Source organism: Bacillus sp. 3G2 (assembly GCF_044324725.1).
Taxonomy (GTDB): Bacteria; Bacillota; Bacilli; order Bacillales; family Bacillaceae_G; genus Bacillus_A; species Bacillus_A mobilis.
On sequence record NZ_CP172246.1, the window covers coordinates 3398012 to 3416549 of the forward strand.

17 protein-coding genes are annotated in these 18538 nt (G+C 36.6%); 2 read left to right on the forward strand and 15 right to left on the reverse strand.

Annotated features, from left to right (window positions below; translation table 11 throughout):
- Positions 1-40 precede the first annotated feature (40 nt).
- The 3 genes from ACHZK0_RS17420 to ACHZK0_RS17430 are packed head-to-tail and all read right to left on the reverse strand — an operon-like array spanning position 41 to position 1598.
- A complete protein-coding gene (locus tag ACHZK0_RS17420) occupies positions 41-289 on the reverse strand; it encodes a DUF2164 domain-containing protein (RefSeq protein ID WP_262741323.1) in 249 nt (82 codons plus the stop codon).
- Between the two features lie 20 nt (positions 290-309).
- A complete protein-coding gene (locus ACHZK0_RS17425) occupies positions 310-762 on the reverse strand; it encodes a peptidoglycan recognition family protein (RefSeq protein WP_262741324.1) in 453 nt (150 codons plus the stop codon).
- Between the two features lie 14 nt (positions 763-776).
- Positions 777-1598, reverse strand: a complete 822-nt coding sequence (locus ACHZK0_RS17430; RefSeq protein ID WP_262741325.1) for a protein phosphatase 2C domain-containing protein — start codon at positions 1596-1598, stop codon at positions 777-779.
- Positions 1599-1724: 126 nt separating this feature from the next.
- Here ACHZK0_RS17430 and ACHZK0_RS17435 point away from each other — a divergent pair, with 126 nt between their 5' ends.
- Complete coding sequence (locus ACHZK0_RS17435; protein ID WP_000251342.1) at positions 1725-2534, forward strand: YitT family protein; 810 nt, start codon at positions 1725-1727, stop codon at positions 2532-2534.
- A gap of 20 nt (positions 2535-2554) precedes the next feature.
- Here the strand turns inward: ACHZK0_RS17435 and ACHZK0_RS17440 are convergent, their stop codons facing one another.
- Positions 2555-2926: a VOC family protein gene (locus ACHZK0_RS17440; RefSeq protein ID WP_063262450.1), complete on the reverse strand. Its 372-nt coding sequence runs from the start codon at positions 2924-2926 to the stop codon at positions 2555-2557.
- Between the two features lie 235 nt (positions 2927-3161).
- On the opposite strand from ACHZK0_RS17440, the gene ACHZK0_RS17445 reads away from it, so the two are divergent.
- Complete coding sequence (locus tag ACHZK0_RS17445) at positions 3162-4694, forward strand: BA3702 family sensor histidine kinase (RefSeq protein WP_270342476.1); 1533 nt, start codon at positions 3162-3164, stop codon at positions 4692-4694.
- A 44-nt stretch (positions 4695-4738) separates the two neighbouring features.
- Here ACHZK0_RS17445 and ACHZK0_RS17450 read toward each other — a convergent pair whose 3' ends face one another.
- From ACHZK0_RS17450 to hutP, 11 genes are all read right to left on the reverse strand, one after another.
- Entirely contained in the window at positions 4739-5347 is a 609-nt protein-coding gene (locus tag ACHZK0_RS17450) for an alpha/beta hydrolase (protein ID WP_262741327.1), read from the reverse strand.
- Positions 5348-5365: 18 nt separating this feature from the next.
- Positions 5366-6310 carry a ring-cleaving dioxygenase gene (locus tag ACHZK0_RS17455; protein WP_262741328.1) on the reverse strand — a complete coding sequence of 315 codons (945 nt, stop codon included), beginning with the start codon at positions 6308-6310 and terminating at the stop codon, positions 5366-5368.
- Positions 6311-6660: 350 nt separating this feature from the next.
- On the reverse strand, positions 6661-8139 hold the full coding sequence (putP, locus tag ACHZK0_RS17460; protein ID WP_262741329.1) for a sodium/proline symporter PutP: 1479 nt from the start codon (positions 8137-8139) through the stop codon (positions 6661-6663).
- A gap of 303 nt (positions 8140-8442) precedes the next feature.
- Positions 8443-10011 carry an FMN-binding glutamate synthase family protein gene (locus ACHZK0_RS17465; RefSeq protein WP_262741330.1) on the reverse strand — a complete coding sequence of 523 codons (1569 nt, stop codon included), beginning with the start codon at positions 10009-10011 and terminating at the stop codon, positions 8443-8445.
- 67 nt (positions 10012-10078) lie between these two features.
- A complete protein-coding gene (locus ACHZK0_RS17470; RefSeq protein ID WP_395760751.1) occupies positions 10079-11206 on the reverse strand; it encodes an alkene reductase in 1128 nt (375 codons plus the stop codon).
- A 591-nt stretch (positions 11207-11797) separates the two neighbouring features.
- A complete protein-coding gene (locus tag ACHZK0_RS17475; RefSeq protein ID WP_262741340.1) occupies positions 11798-12259 on the reverse strand; it encodes a CarD family transcriptional regulator in 462 nt (153 codons plus the stop codon).
- Between the two features lie 281 nt (positions 12260-12540).
- Positions 12541-13512 carry a formimidoylglutamase gene (gene hutG, locus ACHZK0_RS17480; protein WP_262741332.1) on the reverse strand — a complete coding sequence of 324 codons (972 nt, stop codon included), beginning with the start codon at positions 13510-13512 and terminating at the stop codon, positions 12541-12543.
- Complete coding sequence (hutI, locus tag ACHZK0_RS17485) at positions 13491-14762, reverse strand: imidazolonepropionase (protein WP_270342479.1); 1272 nt, start codon at positions 14760-14762, stop codon at positions 13491-13493. Before hutI ends, hutG begins: the two co-directional genes overlap by 22 nt.
- A gap of 12 nt (positions 14763-14774) precedes the next feature.
- The gene (hutU, locus tag ACHZK0_RS17490) at positions 14775-16433 is read right to left on the reverse strand and encodes a urocanate hydratase (protein WP_144488119.1); all 1659 of its coding nucleotides are present in this window, start codon (positions 16431-16433) and stop codon (positions 14775-14777) included.
- A gap of 23 nt (positions 16434-16456) precedes the next feature.
- Entirely contained in the window at positions 16457-17974 is a 1518-nt protein-coding gene (gene hutH / locus ACHZK0_RS17495) for a histidine ammonia-lyase (protein WP_000631839.1), read from the reverse strand.
- Between the two features lie 105 nt (positions 17975-18079).
- Complete coding sequence (gene hutP / locus ACHZK0_RS17500; protein WP_000926516.1) at positions 18080-18520, reverse strand: hut operon transcriptional regulator HutP; 441 nt, start codon at positions 18518-18520, stop codon at positions 18080-18082.
- Positions 18521-18538 lie beyond the last annotated feature (18 nt).

The following is an 18538-nucleotide window of genomic DNA, read 5'->3' on the forward strand; positions in this document are numbered from 1 at the left end:
AGAAGCCGTGGTAAATACTTATTTTATAATTGGCGAAAGTTTACTTCCCTTCACTCTTCTCTAACACATACAAATCTTCTTCAATATTAGATAGTTTCTCTGTTACAAGCTTTCTAGCGTCTCCTATTGCTTGATTGTATGCAAACGGTCCTACTAATTTAATCATTTCTTCAATTAAACGTTCTGCTTGGAAACGCCCAATTCCATCTAAATCTTCTTCAACGAAAAATTGCTGAATTTGTGCTACAAGCTCTTCTTTTTTATCATTTGGTATTTTTATATTCATCATTATTTCTTACTCCTCTATATTTAAGATAGTTCGTTTCTTAACTCTACCATAGAAAATCGACTGCCAGGACAACTTTTTGTAACTCCTTCTAACTCCCTATGACCTAGTATATTTTCTTTCTTTATAGCAAACTGCCTCATAAACATTTTACATAAAAAATATAATGCATTCATTTGTGCAATAGTTGGATCATATTTATCAAAATTACCCGTCATGCATATTCCAATTGTATCTCTATTATTATCTTTCGCATGTGCTCCAATATGTAAACCTCGTCCTTCAACTACAGTTCCATCTTCTTCAATAAAATAGTTGTAACCGATCCCGCTCCAGCCTCTTACTTTTTGATGAAATTCATGTGTTTTATAGACATCCCATCCATCTTCGGATGTATGGTGGATAATCAGTTTATTTACTTTTTCTAAAGGAACTAATTCATCTTGAAATGTTAAGTTAACACATTTAATTTCCATTTGAATATCCTCCCTTACAAATCAATAATCATCATTGTTTTATCATCTGGTCTTATTCTCTTTTCCCCTTCTAGCTCTTCAATAATTGCTACATATTCATTTATACTATTCTCTCTTATATATGAAACAGTTTGTTCGAGTGGCCAATCTGGGTGGAATAACCCATCTGAACAAATAAAAATCCCGCTCACTTCATCTACATGTAATTCCCCATGTTGTAAATAATGTATCGCTTCTTTCATTCCATTTGCAACGGAATACCCCCCCTGCATATTCGCAAGATAACGATTGTATTTTAACTGTTCTTTCACATCTTGAAAAACATGTTCTTCTGGTACAGATAACCCTTTTTGACGATCTTCTTCTCTCTTCTTTTTTGCTCGTTTACTAATTCCTTCGACTGTGTCTTTCGTTAATACTTGCATCGTTCCATTTTGAAGTATTGCGACAATCATACAGTCCCCTAACTGCGCATATTCAATTTTCTCACCATCTATTTGAACTGCCGCAATACATGTACACCACAAATGCTCTTTCTTTCTCATGTCTACTTCATATTCTAACATTTTGCTTTGCAATGCTTCATTTGCTTTTGCAACTGCAACTGGTAAACTATGATTTTCGCGGAATGAATTAAAATAACTTGCAAATACATGTGAAGCGATGTATGCTCCATTATGTCCCTTTTCATCACGAAACAGGACGAGTGGTGTTGCCCCATCACATACACCATAAATCTTTTTTTCTTCATTACAAAAATAAGAATCCTCACATTCTTGCTTCAACGGGCTTTTCTGTTGATATGTTTTTATCTTCACAACTGTATCCCCTTTCAAATGATAAAATACTCAAATTCTTTTGATTAATCTAATTTTCCGAAATAAACTGTTTTTACCCAAAACTTTCAATATCATATATAATCTTGAAATAATATGAATTTTTTAGTGAAGGACGGGAAAGAGATGGTCAGATTTCTTGGTGTTATTATTGGTTCTATTATTATTGCGATTGCCTTTAATCTTTTCCTTATCCCCCACAAAATTTTAAGTAGTGGAATTGGCGGAATTGCTATTATTTTAGGGATTGTAACTCCTGTAAACACAGGTATTATTAACTTCGTATTAAACTTACCTATCCTTATTTTAGGATACATAGGTCTTGGAAAAAAAGTAATTTTTAACACTGTTATCTCTGTTATTGTATTATCTGTTGCATTATACTATGTTCCAGTGAAAGTCGTAGCAACAGATCCACTTTTATCATCTATCTTTGGTGGTGTCATTGCCGGAGCTGGTATCGGTCTTGTTTTTAACTGTAATGGATCAACTGGTGGATTTGATATTATCGGTATGTTGTTGTCTCGCAAACGTGACATTAAACTTGGCGGATTCCTTATTATTTTAAATGCAGTCGTTGTAATCATTGCAGGATTCTTCTTCACTTGGGATGTTGCTCTTACTAGCTTACTTTCCATTTATGTAACTGGTAAAGTTATTGATGCTATTCATACGAAACATCGAAAGGTTACACTTATGATTGTAACAAATGAAGCAGAAAAAATGAAAAAACAACTTCTTTCAACTGTTGTACGTGGAATTACATTACTTGATGGCGAAGGTGCTTATTCCAGCGAAAAGAAACGTGTACTTATGACAGTCGTTTCTCGTGAAGAATTAGCAAGTATGAAATTAACAATTTCTGAAATTGATCCTCATGCATTCGTTAACATTACAGAAACGGTTGAAGTATTAGGATTGTTTAGAAAAGGTTAAAAAACTAGGTGGATTTCCACCTAGTTTTTATTTTCCATAAATTCAATTCGATTTCCGAACGGATCTGACACATAAAATCTAATTACATCTGGTCGTGCATGATCATCTATTACTTCAATACCTTGCTTTATTAACTCTTCTTTAAATTCATCAATTTTTAAAACATAAAAAGCCGGATGCGCTTTTTTAGCTGGATTGAAGTTTTGCTCAACTCCAATATGAATCTCTTGATTTCCACACTTAAACCAACAGCCACCGCGCTTCTTTAATTCCTCTGGCTTCGGGATTTCCTCCATACCAATTTTATTACTATAAAAATCTCGTGCTTCTTCTTCACACCCTACAGGCGCAGCTACTTGTACATGATCAATACCTTGAATATAATTTCTCATTTTCTCTCCCCCTCTTCTATCCTAATATTATAAGGAAAACCTACTTCTGTAACTTACAAATGCTTTATAAAACAATATAAGCTCCCCTTATTACCACCCTATACGCACTTTTCCAAAATAAAGAAAACAAAATTCATTATATAACTTCCATTTTTTATAGAAATATACATTGCATCTATATTATAGTTATGAATAGAAAAATCTTTTTAGATGCTATTTGTACGGAGGAACTATTATGAGTCGTAAAAAATATTCATCATTTCAAAGAAAACGTCATCTGAACATTTCTGGACGTTTGCGAAACCATATACAAGATCGTTCTTCAGCAGAAATGTACGCATCTCTGTTCGAGCACAATCCTGATAGTATTATTTCATTGAACTTAGAGGGAGTTATTCTACATACGAACCCTTCTGTCGAAAGAATATTAGGTTACACTTCTTTAGAATTAGAACAGAAAAATATTACCTCTATTTTAGAAGCTCATATTTCTGAGCAAGTATTACAAAATATAAAGAATACTAAAGCGGATAACCAACAAGAGTATATGTTATCTATTTATCATAAAAATGGATTCTTATTAGACGTCGTGACTAAACTAGTTCCTATATTTGTCCAAAATCGTCTAACTGGCGTATATGCCATTATGAAGCCTCTTGAAAAATCAGAAAGAATTGAGAACATGCTAAAAGAAAGCGAGAAGAGATTACGTACATTAGTGAACTCCATGCCTGCGTTCGTTATATTTAAGGATCATGAAGGGCGCTGGCTTGAAGCAAATGACTACGCACTTTCTTGCTTCAATTTCCACCATGTACCTTACCACGGGAAAAAAGATAGTGAACTCATTCAATATAATGAAGCGTACCGAGAAGCTTTTTTACATTGTGAAGAAGTTGATGAACTAGCGTGGCAACAAAGACAAATTCTTCATGGTGAGGAATTTATTATTCATAGAGATGATTTCGACTTAATCTTAAGTATATCGAAAGTTCCTCTCTATCATCCTGACGGCTCGCGTAAAGGTCTTATCGTAATGGGTAGAGACGTTACCGAACTTAAAGAAACAGAAAAGTTATTACGAAAATCAGAAAAGCTCGCAGTAGTCGGACAACTGACAGCTGGAATTGCCCATGAAATTCGAAATCCACTCACTTCTCTAAAAGGTTTTCTAACATTGCTACTCCCTGAAATTAATGAGGAGCAAAAATGGTATATCGATGTTATGTTAAGTGAGATTTCACAGATGGAATCTATTACAAGTCAATTTATGGCGATGTCTAAACCACAAGTATTATCTATCCAAACTTGTAACATACAAACTTTAATTGAAGAAGTAGTTACATTTATTTTACCAACTGCTATTATGCATAGTGTCCATATCATTATGGATCATTTTGATTGCAAACATGATATTCAGTGTGATGGTAACCAATTAAAACAAGTTTTTATAAACATATTAAAAAATGCAATAGAAGCAATGCCAAATGGCGGAAATATTTACATCCAAACAAAACCATTTGATGATGCTTTCATTTTAATACGGATTATTGATGAAGGTTGCGGTATCCCAGAAGATCGTATCTCTCGTCTGGGCGAACCGTTTTATAGTTTGAAAGAAAAAGGAACAGGACTAGGATTAATGATGTGTTACAAAATAATTGAAGAACATCATGGTAAATTACACATTTCAAGCGAGTTAAATAAGGGTACAATCGTTGATATTCAATTGCCACTTTCTTCATCTCATCTTGCGATTCAGTCGTAAATAATAAAAGAAGCATCTGCTAATTGTTAGCAGATGCTTCTTTTTTAAAATGCTTTGTCATACCATTCTTTCGCTTTTTCTACTTCACCCATTGTTAATTGATGACCTCTATTTTCCCAGTGCATTGTTACGTTTGCAGTTGCACTTTCTAATAATACCTTCAATTCCTCTGACTCTGCTGATGAACAAATCGGATCATTTGTCCCAGCAGCAATAAACACGGATTTCCCTGCTAAATTAGGTAATTGTGTTCCTCTTCTAGGCACCATTGGGTGATGGAGCACAGCGCCTTTTAATGCATTTTCGTAATGGAATAATAAGCTTGCAGCAATGTTTGCTCCATTTGAATAACCGATAGCTACAATGTTATTTCTATCAAATTCATATGTTTTTGCAGCTTCATCTAAAAACTCATTTAATTCCTTCGTACGGAAAATCAAATCTTCTTCATCAAAAATGCCTTCTGCCAATCTACGGAAGAAACGTGGCATGCCATTTTCTAATACATTTCCCCTAACACTTAATACAGATGCTTCCGGATCAACTATTTCTGCAAGTGGTAATAAATCTAATTCATTACCACCTGTACCATGAAGTAATAACAACACTGGTTTTGACGTATCTTTTCCTTTTTGAAAAACATGTTTCATCATAATCTTTTCCCCTTTCAATCACTTTTCGTCTAAATTTCTCACTTCAAATGGTAAAAGTGTTTGTTCAATTTGTTTTCTATGTGTTTCATATTGCTCCGGTAACTTTAATTCCTCACCCATCGTCTCTAACGATTCGTCATGAGCGAAACCAGGAGGGTCTGTTGCAATTTCAAATAGGATTTCGCCGTGTTCTCTAAAATAAATTGCGTTAAAATAATTGCGATCTTGTACAGGCGTTACGTGATATCCAAAACGAGACACAAGCTCTTTCCAATCTAATTGATCAGCATCATCACTCGCTCTCCAAGCAATATGATGAACTGTACCAACACCCATTTGACCACGCCCGATTGTTGATAATCTCAAGTCGATAATATTTCCAATATCAGCAGAAGAACGGAATCGAACAAATTCACCTTCTTCTCCAATTTTCTCAAGACCCATAACATGCTCTAACAATTCAGCAGTTTTTTGAGGTTGTGCAGATAAAAGAACAGCACCGCCAAATCCTTTAATTGCTACTTCTGGTGTAACCTCTCCAAAACTCCAATTATTTAATTCGCCTTCTTCTCTTTCAACTAATTCTATATGCAAGCCATGTGGATCATCAAATTCTAAATATTGTTCTCCAAATCGAGTCATTTTTGTATACGAAACATCGAATTTTTCTAATCTATTTTCCCAAAACTCCATTGCGCCCTTTGGTACGACATAAGAAGTGATTCCTACTTGACCGTCACCAATAATTCCTTGACGAGCACCTGCCCATGGGAAAAACGTAATAATTGTTCCGGGCTTCCCTCCTTCATTACCAAAATAAAGATGGTACGTGCCTGGATCATCAAAATTCACTGTTTGTTTCACTAAACGTAAACCTAACAGACCAGCATAAAAATCTACATTTTCTTGTGGGTGTCCTACGATTGCTGTAATGTGATGAATTCCCATCGTTTTCTTTTCCATTTTCTCCGCCCCTTTTTATTTCATTTTAAAAACTTTTACACATTCAAATTCATTATTCATTTTGTCCATACTGCAAAGTAAAATCCATCGTTATGATTTTATCTCGAATTCAAGATATTAATTATAAAATTACACATCAGCGTCTAACTTATCGGAATTATCTCGAATTCGAGATATTATACAAAAAATATTTTCTCATTCTATAATCACAATAAATCTTGATTTGAACTATTATTTATCTCGAACTCAAGATTTATTATAAGTTACTTATTTTTTATTGTCAATAAGTCCTTATTTTCATTTTTAATTAAAAGAGAGTAAACACCAATTTAGTTTACTCTCTTTGCAATTTATTTCGTTTCCTCTTCCAGCACTGCTTCCATCTCATTAAATTCACGATGAATTGCTTTCACTGGTTCTTTCGTTAATAAACTTACAACAATAACAGCTAATAAGCTACAGAAGAATCCAGGTACCATTTCATACATAGTTGCTTTTAAACTTGGAATTTGTACCCAAGTAATTACAACTACTGCACCTACAATCATCCCAGCAAGAACGCCCCATTTGTTCGTTCTCTTCCAATATAAGCTTAATAAAATAGCGGGTCCGAATGCTGAACCAAATCCCGCCCAAGCATAACCGACAAGTGTTAGAATTGTATCACTTGGATGATACGCTAAAGCAACTGCAATCATAGCTACTACTAATACTGACAGTCTACCGATAAATACAAGTTCTTTGTCACTTGCGTCACGACGGAAAAATGTTTTATAGAAATCTTCTGTTACTGCACTTGAAATAACAAGTAATTGCGAGGAAATACTACTCATAATCGAAGCCAAAATAGCTGATAATAAAAACCCTGTAATGTACGGGTGGAATAAAATGTTTGAGAATGTTACAAAGACCATTTCTGGGTCTTGTAACGTCGCATTATTTTTAGTGTAATAAGCAATACCAATTAGACCAGTAAGCATTGCACCTATAATTGAAATCGTCATCCAACCGATACCGATTCTACGAGAAGTTTTTAAATCTTTAATAGAAGTAATCGCCATAAAGCGGACAATAATATGTGGTTGACCAAAATACCCAAGACCCCATGCTAAAAATGAAATAATCCCAAGAATTGTAGTTCCTTTAAACATATCTAAATGCGATGCATCAACTTGTTTAATTGTATTGAATGTTTCTGTTACACCGCCCACATCTGTAAAAGCAACAATTGGCACTAATACAAGAGCAATAAACATAATACATCCTTGCACAAAGTCAGTCCAACTTACTGCTAAAAAGCCACCGAATAGTGTATAAGCAACAACGACACCTACAGTTACAAATAAACCAATCTTATAGTCTAGGTTGAAAGAATTTTCAAACAAACGTCCACCTGAAACTAAACCAGCCGACGCATAAAATGTGAAAAATACTAAAATGACGATAGCGGAGACAAAACGAAGTATTTTCGTACGATCTTTAAATCGATTCTCTAGAAAGTCTGGAATCGTAATTGAATCATTTGCCACTTCTGTATACGTTCGCAAACGTGGGGCAATAATTACATAGTTTGCATAAGCACCTATTAATAAACCTATCGCAATCCATACACTTGATAATCCTGTTGCATACATCGCACCAGGTAATCCCATTAGCATCCAACCACTCATGTCAGAAGCACCAGCTGATAAAGCGGTAACTGCTGGACCGAGTCCCCTTCCGCCTAACATATAATCTGATAAATCGGATGTCTTCTTATAAGACCAATAACCGATATACAACATGCCTGCCATATAAATAGCAAGCGAAACCATAATTTCAATCTTCACCCAATCTCTCCCTTAGTTACATAAGCCATTCAAAATTTCGAAAGATGACTTTTTCTATTTTCTTGTTTTCGCTTATGGTTCCCTACCTTAACAAACATTTTTTGTTCTTTCAAGTGAACAAGCCAATTTCACTACATGTAAAAACCTTTATAAACGCCTTTATCCCAGTGGATTACCCGGCTTTCAACACAAATTAAAGTAAAAATATTCAGAAAATACATCATACACTTTTTCACTCCTCATTTCCAAATTAAAAAGCCATACAAATGTATGACTTTTAATCTATTAAACATGGCTTATTTTCTATTTACTAGTAGGAAACAGTTCCGAAAGAGGCACCACCCGCCCCACCTCATCTTTAAACACAATATGCTCTCTCGTTAAATGGCGTGGACTCTTTACTCCCGCTGCTGCCGCAAGTGAGAACAAACTATATCTCATACTAACAACATAATTCATTACGCGCCATTTCTTCTCATACGGATCTAACGCTTTTTGATAATGAGGATTCGTCGTCGCCACACCAGATGGACATTGCCCCGAATTACATTGAAGCGCCATAATACAGCCACTTGCCATCATAAACCCGCGTGCTGAATTTATAGCATCAGCACCAATAGCTAAAGCAATTGCCACTTTATCTGGTGTAATTAATTTCCCCGAGGCAAACACTTTAAATTTGTCCCGAACACCATAATGATTCGCTGTATCAATACATGTCAGTAACGCTGGAATAAGCGGCATCCCCATACTATCTGCCATCGATTTATATGTTGCACCTGATCCACCTTCTGAACCATCTATTGTAATAAAATCTGGATAGATGTTTAACTCGTTCATCGATTTGAATAAATCTTCCAACGGCCCCAGCTGTCCAATTACAATTTTCATACCGACAGGTTTACCTCCGTTTTCTTGCAACTGCTGAATAAAATAAAGTGTATCTGCTGCATTATTTAAAAATGAAAATCGATTCGGTGAATTAATCGTTTCTCCTTCTCGTACATTTCGAACAGAAGCAATTTTCTCATTTACTTTTTGTCCCTCTAGATGACCGCCACGTATTTTAGCCCCTTGCCCAAATTTCAATTCGAATGCTTTAATATTTCTTTCTTTCGCTTTCTCCATGAATTGCTCCATTGAAAAATTACCATCCTCATCACGGTAACCAAATAAACCCGGACCAATTTGCGCAACGATATTTGCACCTGTATGTAAATGCTCCGGTATTACACCACCTTCTCCCGTATTAATCCACGAACCGCCAGCCATCTTCGCACCAAATCCACTCGCTAATATATAATTTTCGCCAATCGCACCGTAAGAAGTTGCTGATGCTCCAAACATGCCATACAGTTTCCATGGATATTTACGATTTTCACCGACGATAACCGCATCATCTTCTTCATATAACCAAAGATTCGTTGTATCCGCTGTCAATTTTTCTCTTCGTGAAAATAAACCTTCTTTATGAATCACATACTTTTTCCCTTCACGTCCTTGCGCTACATTCACACTTAATTCTTCTGTTAATATCGGAAATAATGTATTAGCAATATAATAACCAGATGTATCAAAATCTCGTTTTGATCCAAAGCCAAGTATTTCAGAACGGTACTTCGCTAAAAACATTACACTTTGAAAATCATACCGTGAAAAAGGCTTTCCATCCGTATCATGATCAAACCAATATTGCCTAAATTCCGGCCCTATCTTTTCAAGTAAATAACGCATCCTTCCTAAGTATGGATGTAGCTTTAATATAGAATGATGCGTCCGTTTTTTAATAAAAAATGTAATAATAAAAAAAATGATTAATAGTAGCATGAATAAGAGCAATATACTAATAATAACGAGTAGCGTTTCACTCATCCCGCTTCCTCCTATGAAAATCCATAATAAAAGGAGAACACCTGATGTGTTCTCCTTTTATCTTTATTCAAATTAATGTAACAAGATGCTCTTTCGCATCATATTCAACTAAACTTTCAGCATTTTTAATTCGATGAACAAAATCTGGATTAGCAATTAAAGGTCTTCCGAATGCCGCTACATCAATCGTTCCTTCTTGCAACGCTTCTTCAGCCTCTTTCGGATTTAAATTCCCTACTCCTACGATCGTACCATCCCAATATTTTCTTACTAATTGATGAAAATTCTTTCCGTCAGCAATAACTGCCGTATAATTCATCGTTGAAGGGTGAATCATCGTTAATCCAACTTCTTTGAACATATTTATAAACGTTTCAATTGCAAGCTCAGGGTTTTCCCACATATAAGTAGGATTATCACCTTTGAAAGCAGAGAAACGAAGAAGTGTTTTATTAGCTCCAACAGCTTCTATTACAGCCGCCGTTACTTCTTTCATAAACGTTAACCTTTCCTTTAAGTCTCCGCCGTATTTATCAGTACGCTTATTTGCAAACTCATAAGTAAATTGATCGATTAAATATCCATGTGCACCGTGAATTTCTACTCCATCAAAACCAGCTTCAATCGCATTCTTCGCAGCTTGTGCATATTGACCGATCACTTCTTGTATTTCTTCTAACGTCATTGCTTCTGGCGTATCGAACGGTTTACGAAAACGCGGAACATTTCCCTCTGCAGCAATTGCAGACGGCGCTTGCGGCATTTGCCCACCAATTATTTCGTGATGACTCATACGTCCAACGTGCCATATTTGAGCAATAATCGTTCCGCCTTCTTTATGTACTGCCTCTGTAACAGGCTTCCACGAATCGATTTGTTCTTGTGTATAAATTCCTGGTACTCCTGGATTACCTTTTGCTCTTGGGCTAATAACGATTCCCTCTGTAATAATTAATCCAACTCCATCAGCTGCACGCTTTCTATAGTACTCAACAACATCAGTACCAACTACTCCCGTTTCATAATTTGCGAAACATCTCGTCATCGGTGCCATCGCTATGCGATTACGAAGAGACCAAGATCCAATTCGAATCGGATTAAACAACTTTGTTTCTTCAATATTTTTAAAAGATCCCCAAGCGTTTATATTTGTTCCTTCATAAATACTTGCTGCTTTATTATTTGAACTTGTCATTTTTCTTCCCCCTAAAAAATTCTTACTATAAACGCATCATACTTACTTTTAGATAGTAACGTCAATTTATACGCCTTTACCATCAAACATTCGAATATTAAAAAATAGAATGATACAAATAAAAAAAGGTTTCCTAGACAGGAAACCTTTTTGAGTTGACCATATATGGCTAACAATTCGTTTATCTCTTTTATATAAAGAAAATAAACAATTATTATCTCTTCACATATAAAAAACTTTAACAATAGAAGTGAAAGTGGTTCAGTATTCTTCTAAAAATAATAACTTATAAACCTAAAACAATGAAAGCCCTACCTCTCTTTCATCCTTACGGCTCCTCGTCCGTGCCAGTGTGAATCAGGATTGCAAAAATCAAGTAACTATTCTATCGAAGTATTTAATTAAACTTCGAACATTCATAAAGAATTAAAAAATAAAAATGGATTTGATTGTAGTAATAACAAAAGAGGTTAATGCTCTAAAAGTGGTTTGAAAGAGTTGAATGTCTTTGAAATGATTAATTTTCTATAATTATGTTCCCAAAAAATTCAAAATCTTTTTTGGGATGTACTACATTATTTTTAATGAATCTTAACAAAAGCTTTTTATTTGACTTTCTGTGATACCTTCAATTAATCCCAGTTCACTAATCAAAAATTCGTGTGCGTTATCTAACATTTTCTTTTCGCTTGCATTAAGTGCTTTTTCTTTCTGCATACGTAATAAATCACGTACAACTTCAGCACCTTCTTGTATTTTACCCGTCTTTATTTTATCAGTGTTCAATTTATACCTTTGTTTCCACGTAAGTAATCTATCAGATTCTCCATGTTGAAAAATATCCAATATGTGTGCTATCGCCGTTATATCCGTGACTGGTCGTATATTTGAGCTCAATATTCTCCCTGCAGGAATCATTAATTCCATATTACTACCCGACATTTTTATAACATAATACTGTTGTTTTTCTCCTGCGATTTCCTTCTCTTCTATGGCCTTAATTATACCTGCTCCGTGCATTGGATAAACAATGTTATCGCCAATTTGAAACAAATAATCCACCTCCATATATGGTAACCTTCTCAATCTTATCACACAATTACTTTTTTAGCAAAATTTTTATTTTATCATAAAATTATTTTTCATGTCAATCCTTTCGAACTAAGAAAATAAATTCGTAAAATATCACTAAAAACCCGCAATCTTATTAACTTTTCCACACATATATACATTCTAATTTCACCTGCTCTTTTTACATAAAAACACATTACTACATATGAGTAGTAATGTGTTTTTTATACAGCATCGATAAATATTCTCTATTAATTTCACGACTATATACTAACCTGCTTACGGACTGTTTCTCTCGCTAAAAGAAAACTCATAATCACTTGCGCAGCTACTCGGCTCGTCATATCCCTAAAATCAAGTGTTGGATCAATCTCTACAATATCCATTCCTTGAACGAGCGGTTCTTTACCAAGAAATTCAATCGCATCAAGTAAAGTCGTACTATCCATTCCGCCAGGACCAATTGCTGGACAACCTGGTGCAAACGCTTGATCTAGTACATCCATATCAAGAGAAATGTACACAGAAGTCACGCCTTGCTTTCTTAATACTTCAATACTTTCCGTCATAATATCTTTGATTTCTCGCTCTCGTACATCTTTCATTGTATACACTGTCACGCCATGTTCTTTTGCATATTCATGGTACGCTCGCGCATTTGAAAAATTGCGAATTCCGATTTGAACGAGTTGTTTTCCTGTAATGACACCATTTTCTAGTAAACTACGGAACGGTGTACCATTTGATGGGCCACCATCATCTAAATTACGTAAATCATGATGGGCATCAAATTGAATAATCCCGACCTTTCCTTTACTGTTTGCAAATCCTGTTATACTGGGAAAACTAATCGAGTGATCCCCGCCAAGAACGATTGGTATCATGTTCGGATTTACTTTCGTTACATGACCAACTGTTTTCGCAATTCGGTTATGACTTTCTTTTATATCCGTCACATGCATCGTAATATCACCGCAATCATATAAAACACTTTCCTTCATATCATGTTCTTCTGTAATTGCGTACGTGCTATATGCATCTAACATCGCACGAATTGTTTTTGGAGCAAAGCTCGCTCCTGAATGACTAATAGATGGTTTAGAAAGGGGTGCTCCAATTAAGGCAGCACCGAATATTTCCACGCCTTCCTCCCAATCTTTAATCATTTCACTCCATTTTGTCACTTCACGATCAATAAACTTTGCATTCTTCTTTAAATAGTGGCCGTGCTCCACGATTGTTCACCTCTTGTATATGCGATATTACCATTCTTCCATACTGTATTTACATGACTTACGCCGTAATGATACGGTACGTAAGCATAATTGTAAGCATCCCATAAAACTAAATCTGCCTTGCGACCAACTCTAATTTTCCCAGCTACATCCCCACGATTAATTGCGTAAGAAGAGTTAACTGTTACCGCGTTCCAAACTTCTTCTGGTGTCATTTTCAGCTTGAGCATTGCGATGCTCATAATAAGCTGAATGTTTTCAGTTGGACAACTACCTGGGTTAAAGTCTGTAGCTAGCGCAACTGCAACACCTTCATCAATCATTTTTCGGCCACGAGCAAAGCTTTCTTTATTTAAATAGAAAGTTGTTCCTGGTAATAAAGTCGCCACTGTATTAGAGTTTGCAAGCATTTCAATTCCTTTATCAGAAGCGCCAACTAAATGGTCCGCTGATGCTGCACCAATTTCAGCCGCTGCTTCCGCACCACCAAGAGGATCAATTTCATCAGCATGAATTTTCACATCAAAGCCAAGCTCTTTCGCTTTTAATAAAAACTCTTTCGATTCTTCGACAGAGAACACGCCTGTTTCGCAGAAAATATCAACGAATTCAGCTAATTGCTTCTCTTTCATTTCTGGTAGTAGGTCTAACATCCATTGTAAAAATTCTTTTGATCTACCTTTATACTCTTTCGGAACTGCATGAGCACCTAAAAATGTAGAAACTAAATCAATTGGGTGCTCTTTTTGCAATTGCGCAGTTGCCTCTAATTGTTTCCATTCTGTCTCATCATCTAATCCGTAACCACTCTTCGCTTCTACAGTTGTAACTCCAAAAGATAGCATACGGTCTAAATGAAATTTCGCTTTTTGAACAAGTTCTTCTTTCGACGCCTGTTTCGTTGCATTTACAGTTGAAAGAATACCTCCGCCTTGTTCTAAAATTTCTAAGTACGGAACTCCTTGCAATTTTAGTGCGATTTCATTTTCACGAGATCCACCAAATACAAGATGAGTATGCGGATCAACAAGACCAGGAGAAACCATTTTCCCGCCGCAATCAATAACTTCTTTCGCTTGTAATCCTTTCGCTTCTTCCGCTGTTCCAACGAAAGTAATTACGCCGTTTTCAATTCCAATCACACCGTTTTCGATAACAGGAAGCGTGTTCATCGCTTCCCGTCTTAACAAGCCATCTTCTTGATCCATTGTTAGTAATTGACCGATATTTATTAGTAAAGTGTCCAGCATGTTTTCTCCTCCTTATTTCATCATTGGAATGTTAACGCCTTTTTCTTTCGCAGTTTCCACAGCTAAGTCATATCCTGCATCAACGTGACGAACAACACCCATACCAGGGTCAGAAGTTAATACGCGCTCAATACGTTTTGCTGCCGCTTCTGTTCCATCTGCAACGATAACCATTCCAGCGTGAAGTGAATAGCCCATACCAACGCCACCCCCGTGGTGAACAGATACCCAGCTCGCACCGTTTACACTGTTAATTAATGCATTTAAAATTGGCCAGTCTGCTACTGCATCACTACCGTCTTTCATCGCTTCTGTTTCACGGTTTGGAGATGCTACTGATCCGCAATCTAAATGGTCACGGCCGATAACGATCGGTGCTGATAATTCACCATTTGCAACCATTTCATTAATGATGCGACCAAATTTCGCGCGCTCACCGTAACCAAGCCAACAAATACGTGATGGAAGACCTTGGAACTCAACTTGCTGACGTGCCATACGAATCCAGTTACATAAATGCTCATTGTCAGCGAATTCACGTAAAATAACTTCGTCTGTTTTATAAATATCTTCTGGATCACCAGAAAGTGCTACCCAGCGGAATGGTCCTTTTCCTTCGCAGAATAATGGACGGATAAATGCTGGAACGAACCCTGGGAAATCGAATGCATTTTTCAAGCCTTCATCGAAAGCAACTTGGCGAATGTTATTTCCGTAATCAAATGTAATTGCGCCTTTTGCTTGCATTGCAAGCATTGCTTCCACATGTTTTGTCATACTTTCTTTTGATAATTGTACGTAACGTTCTGGATCTTCTTCACGAAGTTTTGCTGCTTCTTCTAACGTGTAACCAACTGGAATATAACCGTTTAATGGATCATGAGCAGATGTTTGGTCCGTGACTAAATCTGGCGTAATATTACGTTTCACTAGTTCTGGTAAAATCTCTGCCGCATTTCCTAATAAGCCTATAGAAATCGGTTCTTTCTTCTCTTTATACTCGTTCGCAACTGCTAATGCTTCTTCTAACGATTCTGTATACATATCACAGTATCTCTTTTCAATACGACGATCGATGCTGCGTTTATCAACGTCAATAGCAATAACAACACCGCCATTCATCGTTACAGCAAGAGGTTGTGCACCACCCATACCACCTAAACCAGCAGTAAGTGTTAATGTACCTTTTAATGAACCATCGAAATGTTGACGTGCCGCTTCTCCAAACGTTTCATATGTTCCTTGTAAAATACCTTGTGTTCCAATATAAATCCAGCTACCTGCTGTCATTTGTCCATACATCATAAGACCTTTTTTCTCTAGTTCACGGAAGTGATCCCAGTTCGCCCACTTCGGCACTAAGTTTGAGTTCGCTAAAAGAACGCGAGGTGCATCTTCATGTGATTTAAAGATTGCAACTGGTTTTCCTGATTGAACAAGTAATGTTTCATCGCTTTCTAACGTTTTTAATGAATCTACAATCGCCTGATAGCTTTCCCAGTTACGAGCTGCACGGCCAATTCCGCCATATACAACTAATTCTTCTGGTTTTTCAGCAACTTCAGGATCTAAATTGTTCATTAACATACGAAGTGCTGCCTCTTGAACCCACCCTTTCGTTTGTAACTCAGTACCTCTTGGCGCGCGAATTGTTTGTTTAACTTTTTCCATTTCAATCTCTCCCTTTTCTCATTTTATAGTGCTGCGTTTACATCTAATCTTTCTTTTATCGAATAATTCGTTTTTAACCAGTACGCAATATTTTCAATATCCGTTGAGAATATGCGGTCATTTGTAATAGAAGGTACTTGCTGACGACCTTGATGATAGAAGCTCTTCGTCACTGTACTCATGTTTTCAATACCGCGATATTCTGCTGCTTGCATTGCACAAATCATTTCAATTGAAAGAACACGTCTTACGTTTTGAATAATTTGATGTGCATGGCGTGAAGCGATTGTTCCCATACTTACGTGATCTTCTTGGTTAGCTGATGACGGGATTGAATCAACACTCGCCGGATGTGCTAACGTTTTATTTTCAGAAACTAATGACGCTGCTGCGTATTGCATAATCATTGCACCAGACTGAAGTCCTGGTTCTGGACTTAAAAATGGAGGTAAATCATTTAATTGCGGATTTACTAAACGCTCAATACGACGCTCTGAAATATTTGCAAGTTCCGCCATTCCTACTTTTAAGAAGTCCATTGCAAACGCAATCGGTTGACCATGGAAATTGCCACCCGAAATTACTTTTTCTCCGCCATCAAAGATTAGTGGATTATCTGTTGCGGCATTCATTTCAATTTCTAATTTTTCTTTCACATAATTTAAAACTTGCCAAGAAGCACCATGTACTTGCGGGATACAGCGAAGTGAATATGCATCCTGTACTCGTAGTTCTCCTTGTTTTGTTGTTAACTTACTATCGTGAAGGATGTCACGAATTCTGCTCGCTACTTCCACTTGCTCTTTATAACCACGTGCTTTATGAACATTTTCATCAAATGCATCAATAATGCCTTGTAACCCCTCAATTGTCATCGAAGCAATGAATTCAGCTTGATAAGCCGTTGCTTCCGCTTCTATATAAGAAAGAACTCCTTGAGCTGTCATCGCCTGCGTACCATTGATTAATGCAAGACCTTCTTTCGCTTCAAGTTCAATCGGCTCAAGACCTTCTTCTGTAAGAGCAACCATCGCATGAACGCGTTTCCCTTTATAGAACACTTCACCTTCGCCTAATAATACAAGTGCAAGATGAGATAAAGGTGCTAAATCGCCACTCGCTCCAAGTGAACCTTGTTGCGGAACGACTGGGTGAATTTTACGATTTACAAACTCAAGTAGCATATTTACAACAAGCGGTCTAACGCCAGATACCCCTTTAAGCATCGTGTTCGCTCGTAAAATTAACATACCGCGTGATACTTCTTCAGGGAATGGATCGCCTATTCCGCATGCATGTGACTGAATTAAATTGTGTTGAAGTGCCTTTACATCATCTTTTTGAATAAGCACGTCACTGAACTTTCCAAATCCAGTTGTAATACCGTAAACGACTTTTCCATCCTCTACAATTTTCTCAACTACTTCGCGGCACTCTGCTACCTTTTGCATACTATTTGGACAAGCTGTTACACCTTCTCCTTCAAGTAACAACCTCTTCATTTCTTCAATTGTCAATGTATGTCCTGTTAACGTAATCATTCTTTTTTCCTCCTTAAAAAGGCAAAAGGGGACCTTATCTTTTTAAGACAGACTTCTGTCCTAAAAAAAGTAAGGCCCCCTTCTAACTAATAGACTATGGGCAAATCATATGTGATTAATTCCTAAACCAATCGCCTCATGCTCAGATCCTTTTACAGGTGCACCAATCGTTCCATATAATGCAACAGCAACCCATTCGCCTTCTTTTTTTCCGTCGTATGGTGTACCGCGCACAATTGCAAATCGAAGTCCTACTGTACGAAGAACGTCTGCTAACTGAATTTGACCTCTCGTCACTCCGTACAAAGCTTCCATAATTGCATGATAAAGTGCATGTGTTTCTCTGTAAACGTCTGTTTCAATAACTTGGTTGCTCTTAGCCGCTGTTTCCATTGCTGCTACAACTTTTTGCGAATTCATCGAACCCACTTTCCCTGTACAATACTTCCAACCTTTCGGAATAGATAATACAGGGCTTTCATTCTCATCCGCAAGTGCCAACAGCATGGCCATACGACCAATTCGATGTGTTCCTTGAAGAAGCATGTGACTCTCTCATTTCTT